This is a genomic window from Methanopyrus sp. KOL6 (assembly GCF_002201915.1).
Lineage (GTDB): Archaea > JAADCQ01 > Methanopyri > Methanopyrales > Methanopyraceae > Methanopyrus.
In genome coordinates this window covers 1,170,055-1,188,249 of record NZ_CP019470.1, presented here as the reverse complement: position 1 = coordinate 1,188,249, position 18,195 = coordinate 1,170,055, and the positions used below count along the sequence as shown (strand labels likewise).

The following is an 18,195-nucleotide window of genomic DNA, read 5'->3' as shown; positions in this document are numbered from 1 at the left end:
CCAGCTTCCTACCCGCACATGATATCTCTCTTAAGACCACGACCACCCGACCGAACGTTCCTGTAAACTTAATTGTTGTAATTTTTGTTGTAATATCTTATACCCTAATACGTCGACCGGAGTACCGGGGAATGTCGGTTGAAGTGGTGGGAGGTTCCGATCCGTCCGAAACCGTCGGTGCTGGAGAAGTTACACGCCGCGGTATCGGAACCCTGTGAGGTGCTCGAGGACTTCGAGCTCTTTCGGTGCGTGATGATTTCGACGCTCGGCTCGGACGAACCGCTCGTCCGCGTACTTCGGGGGGAAGAAATCCATCACGTTCATCCGATTCGGTTCCTTTTAGAAGAGGTCCTGGATAACCCCGATACGCTAGTCGATGCCGTGGAGCGAGTCACCCGATGGTCGTTGAGCGGTGTGTTCGAGCTTCACGTAGCCCTCAAGGAAGTTACAGAAACACCGGACGTCGCACTCGGATACCTACTGGAGCTACGCCGTACCTTCCTGTCGGCAGTACCTAGGTACCTCGAAAAACCCTGCTTAGAAACCGTAGCGGGTCCATTGATGGTAGAAGCCGCGCTCATAGCGTGTACGGAGGGGTTACTGGAGGACGAGGACCTCGGGAAAGCCGCAGAGCTCGTAGCCAAGGCGGTAGATACGGATCCATGCATCGTCGAGGCGCTCTCGTCGCTGGAGATTCAATACGGGGACATCGTCCCGAGGTTCGCATCACCGGCTCGGGTTTGGGCTATCTTCGCACTCCTCTGCCACACGTGCGCGAACAGGATTCTCTCACTCGAAGAGCTGGTCGAGCCTCTGGAGGACCTCGAGCTCGGCCCCGTAGAGGAACTGGAGCTCCTCAACGGACACCTGGAGGAAGTCATCGCAGCCCTAGAAATCGAGGACAAGCAGGTGGAGAAATGGATATCGGACATACTCGTAGACACCGTGGAGAGGGCCGCGGAATTTGTACAGGTTCTGTCACGGCCGACGGAGCTTGCTGGGAACATCCTGAACTCGGGAGCGACGGTAAGGGTGGGATGGATCGAGATAGAGCCAAAGGAGTACGACCCCCTGTGGGAAGAGAAAGGTGCTCAGAAGAGTCTGTACTCGAGGATCAAGAGGATTCAGAACCTCATCGGAGTGGAACATGCGGACGAGGTTATCGAGCGTGCCTCGGCGCTAGGTTTGGGTGGTGTGGAACTCCCGGCCGGTGGAGGGGAGGAGGTAAGGTCATCGGTCGAGACACTTCGGAGGATGATCGGCTGACATGACCGCCTCACCGACAGTGCGGCCGCGACAGCTTATGCTACTTAAAACTCACTTGAACTTTAACCTTCAGTCCAAGCGCCGGTCCGATCTCGTGCGCCGCACCCCGCATCGAAAGGTCACTAGGCGCCGACCAGGATCGTGGAGTGACAACCACCCACCCGCATGCCCGAATTTCCGAAGCCGTAACTTCCGCGGAAGCACATTCCGATGACAGGTCGGCTTACCGACAGGTGAGGACGTCCCTTATTGCTGAGGCGTCGAGTGGCGTGCGTACCCAGTTACTCATAGCCGGGACTGCGAGCCAACCTCGCTTCGACCTCCGACATCCCGTCACACTCTCAATCCCGCGTCCTAGCAGTCGAAGTATTTACCTTGTGAGGACTACCGTGGAAGGGGAACATAGGCACTTACTCCTATTCTCCGACCGACCTGCCGGTCTAGTGGACGTGGATGATCCGGAACTCGTGGTGCCGATCCGCACGTCCACGACGAGGATCCGAGGCCGACCATCGCATCTTGAGCCGATTCGGGGGCCCTCTGAATCGTGGGCTGATGTTCGTCGCCACGTGGGACGCGCGTCACGGCCCACAGGAGTTCGAGAGGCACGCATCCGAGCTGGGAGCAGCTTCGGGTACATAGCGCGCTGCGCAACGGACCATCGGAGCTCGTGGCGGCCTTCTTGATCTCGATACTCGAGGTCAGAACACGGCTGGCTTCGAACGGCGGGGTATAGACCGTGGTACCACAGAGGTCATGAGGAAGTCCGCGCGGATGACGGAAGCCCCGGTGCCGAAAGTTCGATGCTTCCAGTCCAGCTCGCCGTCCTAGTCGATGGGTTGTGATGGACTACATCCACGGTATGAACTGGATCATATCGCACGTGCGTCGCTCGCAGTGTCTCTCATCGGCCTCGGAAGCTGCGCGGACGTGGGTGTTCCGTCGGTACATTGCATCGGTGTCGCTGAGAATAGGGACGAACAACTGCGGATCAAGATCCACCGTCGACCGAACGGGTTCCCCATAACTCTCGCAGCGTCATGCGGGCACGACCAGTTACCGTGGGGCGAACTGCCGTGCGAACATCATGCGGCCATTTGTACACTAAACGCGGATTGTGATCGCTTTGTGATCGCTTTGACTGTCCGCAAGGCTTTTTCTTGGAGAAACAGGGCGGAGCCCAAGGGCCAGCGCCGTCGCCCAAACGGGGTCGAAGGGGGCCGGAGATTGACTCCAATCGATCCAGAGGAGGACGCGTGGCTGGAGTGGGAAAGAGTGATGGCTCGACTGGGTTTTAAGTACGTTCCGACCGTCGTCATCTCACGCGTCCGAGGAGTAGCGCTGATGCTCGAGATCTTCGCACCAGTCTCGGCCCCGGCCGGTTCGTCAGCAATAGTGTTCATTCGACCTTATTTACTCACTCTTCGCGGCGGCGGTCCTCTGTGGGAGGGTACTCTAGAATTCAGTCTTAACGGTGCCGAAAACTCCGGACTAGGTCGTATCGACCTGAGCGAGCCCGAGGTTTGGGCCGACGATTGGGTGGAGTTTGAGTTCCACACACCGGAAGAACCTGGCAAGTACCGGCTCGTAGTTCGCTACGAGGGTCCTTACGGCACAGTCAAGGAGGAGTTCCAGCTCCAGATCGATGATTAGTCTACCGGCCCAGACGCACACTACGCTCACAGTCACGCACCGAGACTCCCCGTCACCGGGGGACTGAGCATGCGCATCCTCGGTCTCGACACTGGCAGCACTCACGTCGACGCCGTCGTCCTCGAGGACGGAGAAGTCGAGGATCGCGTCAAGGTACCGCGAGACGGTAAGCTCCTCGAACCGACCCGCCACGCTCTCCGTACGCTTGACGCCGACGAGCGACGTGTTAGTACCACCCTTCCGATCAACGCCCTTACACGCGGTCGTACCGACCCCGTTCACCTCGTCCTTATCCCCGGTCCTGGCCTAGACCCCGACCCCCTCCTCGACTTAGCCGACCGTACCGACGTTCTTCCCGGTTACGTCGACCATCGAGGTGAAGTCGTCGAGGAACCAGACCTAGACGCTGTGGAGCCTCCAGAAAGGGGCTACGCCCTAGCCGTCGTCGCGAAGTACTCCCATCGTAACGCGGATCTGGAGCGGAAGATTATCGAAGCTCACCGAAATGCCTACGTCGAGACGATCCCCGGCTACCACATACCTTACGGTAACTTCCCACGCCGCGTCGCCACAGCGGTACTCAGCGCCCGCGTCAAACGGATCACCCGCCGATTTCTCGAAGCCCTTGGTCGCGTCGACGGCGTGCTTCGTGGTGACGGTGGACTCCAGACCCCCGAAGAGGCTCTCCGCGTTCCTGTCAACGTCCTTCACTCAGGACCAGCTGCCGGCGTCCTAGGTGCTGCTTACCTCACAGGTCTCGATGACTTCCTACTCGCCGACGTAGGTGGTGCTACCATCGACATTACAAAGGCCCGTGACGGGCGCCCGGCCATCGAGGAAGGTGCCGAGCTCTTCGGGTACCCGACCGCCGTCCGAGCCGCCAACGTCCGCTCTCTCCCGTACGGCGGCAACGTCGTCCTCACCGGTGAGAGAATCACAGACGACACTGCCACCCCGGCCTGCTACGGCGGTTCCGAACCCACCTTGACCGACACCCTGGTCGTCGCCGGGTACCACGATCCAGAGCCAGACGGCGATCCATGTAAGTCTCGTCGCGTTCTTCGCGAGCTTGGCGATCCCCACGAGGTAGCCGAGGATACTCTCGAAACTCTACGTCGGGAGTTGCTTCGGAGGTTCGAGACGTACGACGGTCCCGTCCTCTGGGCCGGTGCCCTCGCGCCCGCCCTCCGCGAGCTAACCGGAGTCGGCGAAGTGGTTCCCTACCACGATGTCTGCAACGCCGTCGGCTGCGCCGTCGCCCGCCGCGCCCGCGAAGCCGTCGTCTACGTACATACCGAGCGAGGGTACGGACACGTCGCTCCCGCGGGGGAGAAGTTCAAAGTCGATCGGGGTCGCGTGTACAGTCGCGAAGAATTGGTTGAGCTCGCCACCGAAGCTGCCGGCTTCGAGCCCGACGAGATCAGGGTCCGTGCCTTCGAGATCGTACGAGGGGGCGTTCGCGTGGGCCAGTGGGCCGAGGTATACTTGTACAGAACACCCGGCGTTGAGCCACCCTCACCAGGGTAAGGCTTAAAAACTGGTGGGTGGACAGGTTCCACGGTTCGGATGGTCGCCGCGGCAGCCTAGCCTGGCTGGGCGCGGGACTGCAGCCAGGCACAGTCCCGGCGGATATCCCGTTACCCGGGTTCAAATCCCGGCCGCGGCTCCATCCGGAATCGTTATGGAAGGCGTAACAATATCCAGGAATCAGATAAGTCCCCCTCCTTGCGAGATCACCAATGGTCCGCACGATCGCCTGCCATCGTCGCACTTCTTCCGATTCCCAGCCGAGCGATCTCCCGAGTTCCTCTACGATCCTCACAGCTAGGTCCTCCATGGATCGCACGTGTCCATGCCAGTGCGAGGATAGAGACTGACTTACTTCCGATACAGCATCGGCCACCCTGTGGCCGTAGATCACGCACAGTGCTACCTCACCTAGGATCATCATCACTGAAACGATCGGCGGTGCGGGGATGACCTCAAGGGTCCACCAGGACTCCGACGCATCCGATGGTTATGGATGAGAGGGTGTGAGAGCACGTTCAGGGTGTTCTCGTATCACTCGATCCGGCGGAGCAGAATAGCACCTGACTCGTGAACACGCGCCTTCCAGCCGGGCGGTATGAGAGTGGTCGAATCGTACTGCTCGATTACCGCCGGTCCTTCGATGATATCACCAGCTCTCAGGGTGTTTCTGTCGAACACAGGAGTTTCCAGGTAACCTTCCTCTTTGAAGTACACCTCCCGGGTTCCGGAGAGTGCACGCTCGGGGTTCCCTTCCCCACCTTTCTTGAGCGGACTCGGTTCGGGTGGTTTCCGTTCAATCACTGCGATGGCGCGGACGTTGACGATCTCTACTGGAGCATCGAGTTGGAACCCGTGAACGTTGCGATGCCGCTCGTGGAAAGCTTCATCGAGCTCGTCTGTCGTCACGTCCGGCCCCGTCTGAACCTCGAGCTCATGCGCCTGCCCGCGGTACCTCGCTTCCACCACGATCCGAACGTCGTCCGGCTCCTTCGGTAGGCGCTTAGCCGCATTCTCCGCTGTGCTCCTCACGACCGCGCGCAACTCCTCATCGTCGAGCTCCTCGAGCGTCCTCATGATAGGGGTAACGTGTTCCCAGGCGACCTCAGCCGCGAGGAGTCCGTACGCCGAGAACACGCCAGGGTGCAAGGGCACTATTACTTCCTCGACCTCCAAGATCTCGGCCAGCTCCGCCGCGTGTAATGGTCCCGCACCACCGAAAGCGACCATCGAGAACTCGCGGGGATCGTGGCCGCGCTCCACCGTGACTATACGCACGATCCGAGCCATCTCCTCGACGGCGAGGCGCAGGGCCTGATACGCGGCTTCCTCCGGCTCGAGCCCGAGCTCGTCCGCGAGCTCCGAGAGCGCACGATCGGCGGCTTCGGCGTCGATGGGCATCTCGCCGCCGAGAAGGGCACGTCGGTTGAGGCGTCCCAGGACGACGTTGGCGTCGGTTATCGTAGGGTCCGTACCTCCCTTCCCGTAGCAAACCGGACCCGGGTCGGCTCCGGCGCTCAGCGGTCCCACCCGGAGCGCGCCGGCCTCGTCGATCCAAAGTATCGTACCGCCGCCGGCGCTACACTCCGTCAGGTCTATGAAGCGATGAAGAACGGGATACCCCGAACCACGAATCCTACGACCCCTGTGTACCTCACCACCCACCTCGTACTCCTTAGTCACCTCGTAACGACCTTCAACAACCGTACCGGCCTTGGCCGTCGTTCCTCCCATGTCGAACGAGACCAAGCGATCCCTGCCCAGTGTTTCACCCAGGTATCGGGCTGCGACGACTCCGGCGGCGGGACCCGACTCGATGAGCTTGGCCGGAGTATGGAGGGTGAGCTCGGCCGGCACGGCGTACCCGTCCGACTGCATCAGGAAGTACTCAGAGGCACCGGCGTCGCGGACGACGTCCCAAGTCCTTTCGACGTACTCCGTGACGATCGGCCGTAAGACCGCGTTGACGAGGGTCGTCGAAGTCCGCTCGTACTCGCGGTATTCGTTACATACCTCGTGTGAACATACTACCTCGACATCATCGAGCTCCTCCTCCAAGATCTCTTTCGCCTTGCACTCGTTGGCCGGATTAGCGTAGGCGTGGAGGAAGGCGATAACTACCACATCGACGCCCTCGACCGAGATGCGGCGGGCGATGCGGCGGAGCTCGTCCTCGTCGACAGGTACTATAATCTCGCCGTCGGGTGAGGTACGCTCCTTGACCTCGAACCTGAGTCGTCGAGGTACGAGCGGTTCTGGTTTTTGAGGTGACAACGAGTAGGTCTGGGGACGAACCTGCCGTCCTATCTCGATCGCGTCGCGAAACCCGAGTGTCGTCACAAGAGCAACTTCTGGCAACTCAATTCCCTTCTGACCCAGAAACGCGTTGGTTCCGATAGTCGTAGCGTGGAGGACGATACTTGGACTAGCTTCGATGGTTTTAAGAGCTTCCGTGAAGCCCCGTTCGGGCCGCCGGGGGGACGACAGGACCTTCCGGACACGGAGCTCCTGTCCGTCGTACTCCACCAAGTCGGTAAAAGTTCCTCCTACATCGATGCCGACGGCGCGCTCGACCATCCCGGGTGAGCCCGTCCGACGAGCGGTTGGTGGAGGTTAAGAATTAGCCGGCCACCTCCAAATAGGTGCAGGAGATCAGTCCTGGTAGTTGATCACCGGACCCGAGGACCCGTTTCCGGGCGATGAGCTCGGCGGCGTCGATCAGACCATAGTCGGTCCGTGCGGAGATCGGCGTTCTCATCACGTCGAACATGAGTCGACGTGCTTGAAGCAGGCTGGTACCGTCCTACACCGTGATCGGACCATTGACCATGTGAAGTGCCGTGTCCTCGGACCGCACGAGCTCCGGTAAGTCGGTCTCATTGATTGTCCCGACGAGGCGGTCGCCATCAAGAAGCCCGGAGATATCGTGGGTTAGCATGGTCTGGGTGGCGTCGAAGACAGTGGCTCTTGATGAGATGATTCTGGATGAGATGATCACGGACGATGACATGGCCTACGAGACCTCAATTCCCCAGGATGAAGGTCCACGAACGTAGCATTTGCGACGTCCAAGACCGAGTCGAGACACGCTCGGCGACGGGCAACCTGTTCACCTTGCGTCCGTGTATGGTCTTCGGGTGAACTTGAGGGGCTGATCGGCGTCCATTGTGACCTGACTTCGCGTTATCAGGTCCTTTACGGATGGGAGATCAGGTGAATCGGGTACTCTCATGGGAGGGGAAGGAGGGGCGTTATTCGGGCGGCTTAGCCAGGGTGATGGCGATCGTGGACACACTGATGGTATCACCTTCTTCCGTTTCGATCTCTTCGGTGCCGATCTCGATGTCCTTGACTTCGACCTCCGGCATGACGTTGTTCCTGATGAACTCAGCGACGTCGACTGCACGGCTGATCGCACGACCACGAGCGACGAGTTTCACTTCGTCGGCGCCTTCACTGAACTGCGTCATCACCGCCAGGACGTAGTTGGTTACGGGCTTGTTGCCGACGTAGATTACGTTCTCCTCAGCCACGAGAACACCCCGCTTGCATCTCTTCCCTATCACCGCAGGCGGTGTCTTTCGCAGGCGGACCGAGCCGCCGCGTTCGGTCCTATAAAGTTGACTCCCCAGCTACGACCACCTCAGTATCGCGTACGCCATTAGGAGCCGGGCCCCGATACTGGATCCTAAGTTCGCGGCCCACGCCCGAAGACCAAGCTTGGAGCCGAAGATCGATATGTACGTCGCTAACGACGCCTTCAAGAATATCATCAGGACGTTGGCGCATCCCGCGATGAGCAGGGCCGCCACCGCTTCGCTATCCGAGAGCACTCCTCTGTGGACCAGCTCCGCCGCCGTGGCGTATCCGACCGTGTAGTGACCGACGTTGGCGAGGATGATCGCCACCACCGGACCGAGGCCTCCGTGGACCCACGACCGAAGGACTTCCGCCAGGATCACCCGATCCCGATCATCCTGGGTAGGACGTATTTCATCCTCCGGGCCGCACGCCGTAGCCCCTCGATCACGGCCTCGCGGAAGGGTGGGATGTCGTCACGAGACGTCGACGGCAGACGGATATCGGGACCGTCGCCGGAGCGCACTCCGTACAGTATCAGGGCGGGGAGCGTCTGGAGCAGCGCGGTGACGAAGAGCGCACCCATGTACTCCGTTCCTAGCTTCGGGCCGAGTATTGCCAGGGCCGCGAAGAACGGCCCCTTCAGGAACATTTCGCCCACCGTAGTAGGGAACGTGGTAGCGACGACTAGCAACACCACGTCACGATCGTCCAGGCGACCTTCACGCCGGAACTCGGCTAATACGGGATATCCCGCGCTGGGACTCACGAGCGAGGCCGCCATCGCGGAAGCGGCTTCGGGGGTCAATCCCAGCCTCGCTAGCCTCCTACCCATCAGTTTTCCTAACCTTTCGTGTACTCGGAGGATTATCATCATTGAAGCCAAAAAGAACCCCAAGAATACGAGAGGTGCCACCTTCGCGATCACCAGTAGGTAGTGTACGACGAGCCCTATGACGTCCATTACCGGCACCCTCTTTCCGGTCAATTTTTCCGGTAAATGATCGTAGGATAAATCCAATAGTCAAGCCCATCCGGAGGGAAGAGCCGGAAATTCTTGGGGGGAGATCGTTGCCGGCAGACATGGGCGATTTATACCGAGTACTCGCGACGTGGGGAGCTCAGGGACCGGGTGCGATCTTTTTCCCTGATCTGGGCAATGGTACTCGTCGTAATGATGCAAGTAGGTTTCATGTTCTTAGAATCAGGTCAGATCCGTAGCAAGAACATAACCTCGATTTTCATGAAGTGTCTGGTAGATGTGGGGATCACAGCCATCGCGTTCATGCTACTGGGTTTCGTGATCGCGTTCCCCGAGTACTCAAAGGGATTCGGGTGGTGGCTGTCGAACCTATTCTCGGCCAAAGCATGGGCTGCCGACCCGATGAAGTCGATATTACCTTACGCTTTGGCGTTCGCACTGTTTCAATGGTCGTTCTGCAACAAGGCAGTGACAATCATCTCGGGATCCGTCGCCGAAAGGATGGACTTCAAGGCCTACATGCTGGGATCACTGGTCCTCTCGGCGGTGGTGTACCCGATTTTCGTGCTGTGGACTTGGGGCGGCGGCTGGATGGGCGGCGACACCGGCTTGTTCGCCAAGGTCTTCGGCCAACCGTACCACGACTTCGCCGGTTCGACCGTGGTTCACGCCTTCGGAGGCACCGTCGCCCTGATCGCGGCATGGCTGCTTGGTCCGAGGATCGGGAGGTTCAAGGACGGTAAGCCGGTACCGATCCCGGGACACAACATCCCACACGTGTTCCTTGGTACGCTGATGCTGGTAGTAGGTTGGTACGGTTTCAACGTGGGTAGCTCGGCGGTGCTCTACGACCCAACGAACGAGTCGTGGATCAGCTCGCTGGTAGCCGCGAACACCACGCTGGCGATGTGTGGTGCCCTGCTGTCGGCGGGTCTGGTTTCGCGGTTCGACCCGCTATGGACTGCAAACGGTATCCTGGCGGGAGCCGTGGCCATTTGTGCGGGAGCCGACGTCATGAGCCCCATCGGAGCCCTGATCACCGGCATCGTGGCGGGATTGATCATTAAGCCGGCGTTCCGGATGCTGGAGAAGCTGGAGATCGACGACGTGGTCGCAGCGTTCCCGGTACACGGAGTGTGCGGTGCCTGGGGAGGTATCGCAGCCGGAATCTTTGGTGCCAAGGTGCTCGAAGGTGTCGGTAGCGTGAGCCTCACGGCGCAGATCGCCGGCGTACTGGTGTGTATGGCGTACTCAGCGGTAACGGCGTTGATAGTCTACAAGGCAATCGACGCGATTGTGGGTCTGAGAGTGTCAGAGAAGGCGGAGAGGGAGGGCTTGGACGACGCGCTCTTCTCCACGTCACCTTATCCGGAATTCGAAGTCCGGTAAACCGCGCCTTGTCTTCCCTTATATACCGTCCCCTGCGGGTCCAGGGACCGGGGGAGGCGAATGGGGTTGAAGATGATACAGGCCGTTATCAGGCCGGAGAAGTTGGACGAGGTGAAGGAGGCGTTGGATGAGGCCGGCTACCCGGGTATGACCGTGATCGACGTGAAGGGTCGTGGTCGACAGCGGGGAATCGTACACCGGTACCGTGACGAGGAGTACCGGATCGATCTGTTGGATAAGGTGATGATCGAGATCGTAGTGGACGACGAGGACGTCGAGAAGGTCATCGACATCATCTGCGAGCACGCGAGAACGGGTAGGCCAGGTGACGGTAAGATTTTCGTCATCCCAATCGAGGACGCCGTCCGCGTGCGCACCGGAGAGCGCGGTGAGGACGCACTGTCGTAACGAACTTCTTCCCTTACACCCCTCATAATTCAAGGGTATGGATTGGCCCGGAAGGTCCGACTGGTCGGGTGCAAACACTGCGGCTATTGCTCCCAGGTTGTAGACTGCCCCGCCGGTGATCCTGTGTGGAACCGTGAGGACTGTGTCGGATGTGGCGCGTGCGTTCCGGCCTGCCCGTACGGCGCCCGCAGATTAGTCGAAGTCGAGGAAGAGCCGATCACGGTGCGGATGGACGGAGAAGAAGTGGATGTTGAATCCCAGTGGGTGGAGGGGGCCCTCCAGGAGATAGGACATGAAGTAGATGCCCCGTGCGGTGTGGGAGGTTGTTACGCGTGCGCTGTCCGGATCAACGGCGAGGTGGTTCCGGCCTGTAACTCCAAGCTCACCGAGGGTGACGAAGTCGAGTCGGAGGACGTCGACCGGAGGATCCGGGTCGTCAGCGGTTTCCAGCCGCATCCAGTAGGAGGTGTAGGAACACCGGTCGAACTGAAAGACAAGCCGGGCTATGTCGAGGCGGCGTGCTTCGCGCACGGTTGTAACCTTAGATGCCCCCAATGTCAGAACCACTCGATCGCCTTCGGAGCAGCAATGGGCGCGCGGATGCGGCCGGAGGAAGCGGCCCGACTGCTGCTCGGGACGGCCCGAGAGTACGGCGTGAACCGCGTCGCGATCTCCGGTGGGGAGCCGACGCTGAACCGAGAGTTCCTCGTGGAATTCGTCAGGAAGTGCCGTGAGTACGGCGGGCCCGATCTCCGCGTGCACGTCGACACGAACGGTACGGTCCTCTCCCCAGACTACGTTGACGAGCTTGTCGAGGCGGGCATGACGGATATAGGGATAGACGTGAAGGGGTTCCGTCCCGAGACGTTCGCAGAGGTGGCCGGGATAGACGTGAAGGAGGCGGACGAGTACGTAGATAGGGTGCTACGGATCCTGAAGTACCTGGCGGACGAATACCTGGAGGGAGTCTTCGTAGGTGTCGGGATACCGTACAACCCCGAACTGGTCGACAAGGAGGAGGTCTTCGCGCTGACGGATTGGTTATACGAGCGCCTGGGAGAGGACGTCCAGGTGTGTTACCTGGACTATCGACCGGAGTTTCGGCGTAGAGATCTGCCACTTCCCAAGTACGAGGACATGGTCGAGCTGGAAGAGTACGCCAGATCTTTGGGTTTCCGTAGGGTGCACGCCCAGAAGGTCTCGGTGCGCCGGTGAAGGGATAACTTACCCCCGATGACGAAAGGGTAGGTTGCCGTCGACTACGAGAATGGATGCGGAGAGCCGTCCCGACCGGAGGGGGGCTCTGAGTTGCCTGTTCATCCGATCGAGTCACGGTACGGGTCGGACGAGCTCCGCCGGGTGTTCTCGGAGGAGAACAAAGTAGCGAAGATGCTCGAGGTGGAGGCGGCCCTGGTACGGGCGCTCTCCGAGGTGTTCGACTTCGTACCGAAGGAGGCAGCGGATGAGGTGGAACGCGTCGTCGAGGAGATCACCGGCGACGAGGGAGAGCTACGACGGTTCGTGGAACGCGTCAAGGAGATCGAAGCGGAGATCAAACACGACGTGATGGCCCTAGTGAAGGCGCTCTCGGAGCGGTGCGAGGTGGGAGGGGACTACGTGCACCTGGGCGCTACCAGTAACGACGTGATAGACACCGCGCACGCGTTGGTACTGAGGGAGGCACTATCGATAATCTACCGCAGGCTGCATCGTCTGGCGGAAGTGCTAGCGGAGCGGGCTGAAGAGTACGCCGACCTCCCAATGGTGGGTCGTACGCACGGTCAGCACGCGGTCCCCACGACGCTCGGTATGAAGTTCGCGATCTGGGCACGGGAGATCGTGAGACACCTGAAGCGACTCCGGGAGTGCGCGGACCGGGTACTGGTGGGGCAGCTGTCCGGCGCCGTCGGAACGATGGCGGCGCTGGGCGAGAAGGGTCCCGAGGTGCAGCGTAGGGTGATGGAATTGCTGAACCTCAGGCCGGTGACAGTATCCAACCAGGTCATTCAGCGTGATCGCTACGCGGAGTTGATCGCATTACTCGCGCTGATCGGTTCGACGCTGGATAAGATCGGCCGCGAGATCAGAAATCTCCAGCGGACGGAGATCCGGGAAGTCGAGGAACCGTTCGATCCCAAGAAGCAGGTCGGATCCTCGACGATGCCACACAAGCGGAATCCAATCCGTTCCGAGCGGGTGTGTAGTCTGGCGAGGGTACTACGGTCGAACGTGCAGGTAGCGCTCGAGAACGTGCCGCTCGAACACGAGCGGGACCTCACGAACTCCGCGAGTGAGCGAGTGATCCTCCCAGAACAGTTCCTGCTGTTGGACGAAATGCTACGGCTGACGATCCACAACTTGGAGGGATTACGCGTTTACGAGGAAAACATACGGGAGAACCTTCGGCTGACGAATGGGCTTAACATGGCGGAGGCGCTGATGGTCGAACTGGTTAAGCGAGGAATGGGGCGACAGGAGGCGCACGAGCTCGTGAGACGGCTCGCGATGAGGGCTTGGGAAGAAGGACGCGACTTCGCGGAAGTAGTTAAGGAGGAAGAGCGCATCCGTGAGCTGTTCAAGGGAGAGGAGTTGGAAGAGGTGTTGAACCCCGAGAAGTACTTGGGAGTGGCTCCCGACCTGGCGCGTGGGGCCGCTGAGAAGACCCGACGCGACCTGGAAGAGATCGATCGCGAGATGAAGGAGGTGTTGAGTGTCGGTGCCGGATAAAGTCAGGGCAATTCGGTGTGATTGCGCGCGCGTCCTCGAGGTAAAGGGCGTAGAAACCCCGGCCCTCTTCTTCATCCCCGAACGACTGTCCATCGCTGTGGAGAATGTCCCAGAAGTGCGAGAACTCGTGAAGGAGCTCGAGGAACTGGCACGGCCGTACTCCGTACGACTCACGCCGGTCGATCTACCGTCCCCGTGGACGAACCCTGCCGAAGCCCCCTCGGGCGGATCGATCACGGTGTACAGGCTCGAGTCGATCCCAGATGCCCGGGAGTTCGCGGAGGTAGTGAGCAAGATACGTCGGAGCGGCTCGGTTCGTGCCGTGACGGTGCGGGATCCTGAATGGATACCCGTACTATTCTACCTCGGGTTCGACCTCTTCGACGCCGCACTGTGTCTACGTCTGACGCTGGAGGACCGGTTGCTATTGGATGATTTCTCGACCGAGACCGTAGAGACGGAGGACCGCGAAGAGTTGCTCAGGGAAAACTGGACACAGCTACAGTTCTGCCTGCTGAGGCTCCGCGAAGCGATCCGTGAGGGCACTTTGAGGGAACTGGTCGAGTCCGTGGCCGCGAGACACCCCAGGATCGCCGAAGTCCTGCGATTCTGTGATCGGAAACGTGTCATTGCCCGATACGTGAACCTGAACCGGAACACCAAGATCGCCTGCGCTACCGACCTATCGTTCGATCGTCCGGAGGTCACCGAGTGGCTCCATCGCGTCCGTCGGTACGAACCACCGGATTGGGCGGAGGCAGTCGTTCTGCTCCCGTGCTCCGCCCGGAAACCCTACTCACGATCGCCCACGCACCGACGTATCACTCGGATAACGTGGAATTTCCCCGTGGACGAGATAATTATCACCAGCCCACTAGGTGCCGTGCCGAGGACGCTGGAGAGGACGTTTCCAGCTGCCCACTATGACGTCCGAGTCACCGGGGAGTGGAGTCGGGAAGAGATCGAGCGCTCGGCGGTGCTTATTGAGAAGATAGTGGAAGATCTCCCGATAGTATGCCACGCTTCGTACGGTTACCGGAAAGTTGGAGAAGAGTTGGAAGAAAGAGGATACGACGTCGTTTACACGTGCCGTCCCGAGGGGAACCCTGCCTCCAGAGGGGCGCTCGAGGAGCTCCGACGGACCCTAAAGGATCTCACGGAAGGTGAACCCGGGGATCTCCGTGAGCACGTACCCCGAGCCGTTTCGAAGTTTCAATTCGGTGTCGACGTGTTGGAGGACGTGGACTACCGATTCGACGGACAGCGCGTACTCATCGACGGGGAGAGGGCCTTTTCGGTCCCCCCCACTTCTGGTCTCCTGACCTTATCTCAGTTAGGCGCCGAACTGTGTGTGAGCTCCCGGGTACCGCCGGTCCACGCCGAGGAGGGAACGAAAGCCGAGGTGGTGGATGTTCCCGAAGACGTGCTCCCTGGGTTCCACTGGCCGGTCGACCTCGGTGACGAGATCCGACCGTGTCGAGTGATCGCCCGGCCCGAAGACGTTCCACCCGACACAACGGTAGTCGAGACCAGGTAGTCCCATACTTCCACCAGTCAAAGAATAGAGTACTCGGTGTCGTTTCCTCACCTGGCGATAAGTGCGCCGGAATGGAGTAACTCATATTGCCGGGGCTATGAGGTGACAGTAAGAAACGGAAGAGGCGCGTATCTAGTTTCAGGGCTAACCACTATGACGGGATTTCGGAGAATCGAGGCGTACAGACGGCCCACCGTCACCGTGGTAACTGAAGCTACATATCCCGTAGCTTTAGGCGGGGTCACTACCTGGGTCCATCGCCTCATCAAGTACTCACCGGACGTTGTGTTCAACGTGTTATGCATGACGGGGCAGGGAAGGACCGAACCAGTCGTGGAAATTCCGGCGAATGTCCGGGACGTTGTAATTCAGGAGATCACCCCTAAGGTGAACAAACTGCGCCGGTGGCTCGATAGGATGACGCCAGCACACCGCCTCAGGTGGTCTACAGTATCGAAAACGCTCCGGATTGTCTTCGAAAGGATGGTGGAGGGTGAACCGCTTTCGGAGCCGATGTTGAAGGAGCTATGGAAAGCCTCCAAGTCACCCACGAATATACTCGCCAGCTCCACAATGTACGAGCTCGCACGATACGTTCACTACCTAACTTCCCAGTACGAGGACGAGTGCGAGAATAACCCGTTCAGCGACGTGTTCTGGGTAGCCATGAACGTAGTTTCCTTCGTGCTGGGAGCGGCTGCCGGCGCTAGACGACTACCGAACTGTGACGTTGCACACGCACAGAACTCGGGAGTATGCGGATTCCTGTGTTCGGTGGCGAAGGCCGCGCGAGGCGTCCCCTTCATCATCACCGAGCACGGGATATTGCTTAGAGAGCTCGACATGCGACTGCAGGGGTTCGGGAAGACGGCACGCGAGTTATTCAAGGAATGCTTCCGTTCGATGATGTTCACGTCGTATGAGCAGTGCGAAGAGATAATAGAAATCTCGGATTACCACGCGGAGTTGGCACTGAAGCAGGGAGCCCCCGAAGATAAAATTAAAGTCATTTACTCGGGGATAGAGACCTGGAAGTATTCCCCAGGCGACCTGGAGAGGAAATACAGCGAACCGGAGATTCTCGAAGTCGGCACGATCACGAGGATCGAACGTGTTAAAGGCATCGACGTACTCATCGAGATCGCGGCCCGCACAGTCGAGCACATAGGTAACGTAGTGTTCCACGTGGTAGGTCCAGTGGAAGACAAAGCGTACTATGAGAAGTGTAGGAAACTCGTGAAGGAATACGGCCTGGAAGACATCGTGAGGTTCCACGGTCCCTGCAACCCAGATGAAGTAGTCAAATGGCTTCGTAGATTCCACGTCTTCCTCTTACCGAGCCGCTCGGAAGGACTACCGATGGCACTCCTCGAGGCGATGAGCTGTGGGTGCCCGGTAGTAGCCTCCGAGGTCGGCGCAGTGCCGTACATAGTTGACAGGAACTTCGGTCGCACCTTCCGGTCCGAGGACACAGACGAAGCCGCTAAGCACCTAGTACGCCTACTCTACGATCCCGAGTTGATGCTCGATATGGCTCATCATGCAGTCGAACGTGCCAAACAGTACGATGTAATGCGCATGTGTCATAACTACTTCCAGGAGTACTATAAATACACCGGTGGTGACTGAATTGGGTGCAATATCTGACACACTAGTAACGATAATTCGCTCAATAGGTGGAGCTACCAGTAACTCAGTTGTGCTCATAAAAATCGTCCTGGGAACTTCCCCTGTACTCGGAGTTATTTTCGTGCTGTCTACACTCACAGCTTTAGGATCGATGAAACTAGCTCCAGTAAGCCTTTCACTAATCGCAGCTGTTCTCACTTCTGCCCCCTTTCAAGTGCTTGTTTCACGCGTGATTTTAGACGCTCTGTTTCTAGAAACGTTCATACCCATACCTGGAATCATAATATTATCGACCATTCTTTGTACCGTATGTTCAATTGTTCTTTACGACGAACTAGCTCGGCTGTTCAGCATAAAAATATCACTAGCAGCCACTATAGCGACCCCTATGGCCGCATTAGCGTACATATTTACGGCCGCCCATTCCGCCGTTTCTTGGACTCGTCCGGAATTAATTGCTCGTCGAGTAGCAATACCATGGACACTTTTCGTGATTTCATTCATAGTCTCTTTGATGATAACAGAGGCGAACCAGGCGTATTTAATAGCCTCCGCTATACTAGTATTCACAATGTTACTGTCTTTTATAGATGTCATACAAGGCGTGAGTAGAGTCTCTAGGATCTCCATATTCACACGTAGTAACTTACTGACTAAAAGCCTAAAAATAGCCATCGCAGCGGTCGTGGACTACTCGCTCATGATGATGTCCGCAATCGCGTATTACTCGGTGATGTTCCTCGACAAGTTCTTGATTTGGTCCAAGTACGGGTTCCCGTACTTCCCGCTAGACTCCCCGTCGTTCATCGGCATGATGCCACTGTTCGCCGGTACCCTGGCAGCGATCAGGTTCTGGGACTCCGTGGAGGGGAAACTAGACCTCCTGTACCGCGTGGACTGGGACGGGATGTACGCACTCCGCGAGTTCGTCATGAAGGCGTACTGGCGAGGCCTCGCCTGGACGCTCGTGCTCGCCGGCCTGATCACGGCTTCGATCATGCTCGCGATCGGCATCTCCGCGCATCGGACTCTAGGGTACATCTCGATGGCCGTTCTCGGCGCCCTGTCGTTCTTCATGGGACTCGGGGCGGTGAAGTTGCCTAAGAAGTACGCGATACCGTTACTGCTCACGGCCACCGGCGCGTTGTTCTTAAAAGTCAATGTCCCAAGCGTGAGTGTCCTGACGACGTATTTAATCGGGAGTTTGCCGGGAGCTATCATCGTCTACACTTACCCGCAGCTCCTCACCTTCCGTAAGGACTTCGAGGCACTGCTCGTAACATCTGCAGTACCGGCTACGGAACTGCTAGTATGGAAGTACTTCGGGGAAGGTTTTCTCCCGATGAGCTACCTGACGGGAGCCACTTTGGCAGCCGGGCTTTCCATGATCTTCTCGATTAGGATGTACCGGAGGATCAGCAGGGAGGCTTACCGGGTACTGGCTTACAACGCATTCGTTTCGTACGTCACGGAAATACCTAGACGCTGGGGGTGATAA

The 18,195-nt window shown here is 58.8% G+C and carries 14 protein-coding genes and 1 tRNA gene; 11 read left to right on the top strand and 4 right to left on the bottom strand.

Annotated features, from left to right (window positions below):
* Positions 1-138: 138 nt before the first annotated feature.
* The 4 genes from BW919_RS06465 to BW919_RS06450 all read left to right on the top strand — a co-directional run bounded on the left by BW919_RS06465 (position 139) and on the right by BW919_RS06450 (position 4,588).
* Entirely contained in the window at positions 139-1,266 is a 1,128-nt protein-coding gene (locus BW919_RS06465; RefSeq protein ID WP_088336199.1) for a hypothetical protein, read from the top strand.
* Positions 1,267-2,493: 1,227 nt separating this feature from the next.
* A complete protein-coding gene (locus tag BW919_RS06460) occupies positions 2,494-2,919 on the top strand; it encodes a hypothetical protein (RefSeq protein ID WP_088336198.1) in 426 nt (141 codons plus the stop codon).
* 69 nt (positions 2,920-2,988) lie between these two features.
* Complete coding sequence (locus BW919_RS06455; RefSeq protein ID WP_088336197.1) at positions 2,989-4,446, top strand: hydantoinase/oxoprolinase family protein; 1,458 nt, start codon at positions 2,989-2,991, stop codon at positions 4,444-4,446.
* Positions 4,447-4,491: 45 nt separating this feature from the next.
* A tRNA-Cys gene (locus BW919_RS06450) sits at positions 4,492-4,588 on the top strand.
* A gap of 392 nt (positions 4,589-4,980) precedes the next feature.
* Here BW919_RS06450 and BW919_RS06445 read toward each other — a convergent pair.
* The 4 genes from BW919_RS06445 to BW919_RS06425 form a co-directional block, all read right to left on the bottom strand.
* The gene (locus BW919_RS06445) at positions 4,981-7,023 is read right to left on the bottom strand and encodes a hydantoinase/oxoprolinase family protein (RefSeq protein ID WP_088336196.1); all 2,043 of its coding nucleotides are present in this window, start codon (positions 7,021-7,023) and stop codon (positions 4,981-4,983) included.
* 674 nt (positions 7,024-7,697) lie between these two features.
* On the bottom strand, positions 7,698-7,979 hold the full coding sequence (albA, locus tag BW919_RS06435; RefSeq protein WP_088336194.1) for a DNA-binding protein Alba: 282 nt from the start codon (positions 7,977-7,979) through the stop codon (positions 7,698-7,700).
* 99 nt (positions 7,980-8,078) lie between these two features.
* The gene (locus BW919_RS06430) at positions 8,079-8,408 is read right to left on the bottom strand and encodes a hypothetical protein (RefSeq protein ID WP_088336193.1); all 330 of its coding nucleotides are present in this window, start codon (positions 8,406-8,408) and stop codon (positions 8,079-8,081) included.
* Complete coding sequence (locus tag BW919_RS06425; RefSeq protein ID WP_088336192.1) at positions 8,405-8,989, bottom strand: nucleoside recognition domain-containing protein; 585 nt, start codon at positions 8,987-8,989, stop codon at positions 8,405-8,407. The genes BW919_RS06430 and BW919_RS06425 overlap by 4 nt, the downstream gene beginning before the upstream one ends.
* A 168-nt stretch (positions 8,990-9,157) precedes the next feature.
* Here BW919_RS06425 and BW919_RS06420 point away from each other — a divergent pair, with 168 nt between their 5' ends.
* From BW919_RS06420 to BW919_RS06390, 7 genes are all read left to right on the top strand, one after another.
* Positions 9,158-10,396: an ammonium transporter gene (locus BW919_RS06420; protein ID WP_157666128.1), complete on the top strand. Its 1,239-nt coding sequence runs from the start codon at positions 9,158-9,160 to the stop codon at positions 10,394-10,396.
* Positions 10,397-10,462: 66 nt separating this feature from the next.
* On the top strand, positions 10,463-10,804 hold the full coding sequence (locus BW919_RS06415; protein ID WP_088336524.1) for a P-II family nitrogen regulator: 342 nt from the start codon (positions 10,463-10,465) through the stop codon (positions 10,802-10,804).
* Positions 10,805-10,846: 42 nt separating this feature from the next.
* Complete coding sequence (locus BW919_RS06410; RefSeq protein ID WP_088336190.1) at positions 10,847-12,019, top strand: radical SAM protein; 1,173 nt, start codon at positions 10,847-10,849, stop codon at positions 12,017-12,019.
* Between the two features lie 93 nt (positions 12,020-12,112).
* Complete coding sequence (purB, locus tag BW919_RS06405; RefSeq protein ID WP_088336189.1) at positions 12,113-13,531, top strand: adenylosuccinate lyase; 1,419 nt, start codon at positions 12,113-12,115, stop codon at positions 13,529-13,531.
* On the top strand, positions 13,515-15,068 hold the full coding sequence (locus tag BW919_RS06400; RefSeq protein WP_088336188.1) for a DUF5591 domain-containing protein: 1,554 nt from the start codon (positions 13,515-13,517) through the stop codon (positions 15,066-15,068). The genes purB and BW919_RS06400 overlap by 17 nt, the downstream gene beginning before the upstream one ends.
* Before the next feature lie 102 nt (positions 15,069-15,170).
* Positions 15,171-16,697, top strand: coding sequence for a GT4 family glycosyltransferase PelF (gene pelF, locus BW919_RS06395; RefSeq protein ID WP_232452870.1), 1,527 nt, complete (start codon positions 15,171-15,173; stop codon positions 16,695-16,697).
* 514 nt (positions 16,698-17,211) lie between these two features.
* Positions 17,212-18,192 (top strand): hypothetical protein, encoded by a 981-nt coding sequence (locus BW919_RS06390; protein ID WP_198324591.1) that lies wholly within the window; start codon positions 17,212-17,214, stop codon positions 18,190-18,192.
* Positions 18,193-18,195: the final 3 nt, after the last annotated feature.

Coding starts and splice junctions, on each gene's coding strand:
- BW919_RS06455 (WP_088336197.1), top strand. CDS start 2,989: ATGCGCATCCTCGGTCTCGACACTGGCAGCACTCACGTCGACGCCGTC.
- BW919_RS06390 (WP_198324591.1), top strand. CDS start 17,212: ATGATAACAGAGGCGAACCAGGCGTATTTAATAGCCTCCGCTATACTA.
- BW919_RS06445 (WP_088336196.1), bottom strand. CDS start 7,023: ATGGTCGAGCGCGCCGTCGGCATCGATGTAGGAGGAACTTTTACCGAC.
- BW919_RS06425 (WP_088336192.1), bottom strand. CDS start 8,989: ATGGACGTCATAGGGCTCGTCGTACACTACCTACTGGTGATCGCGAAG.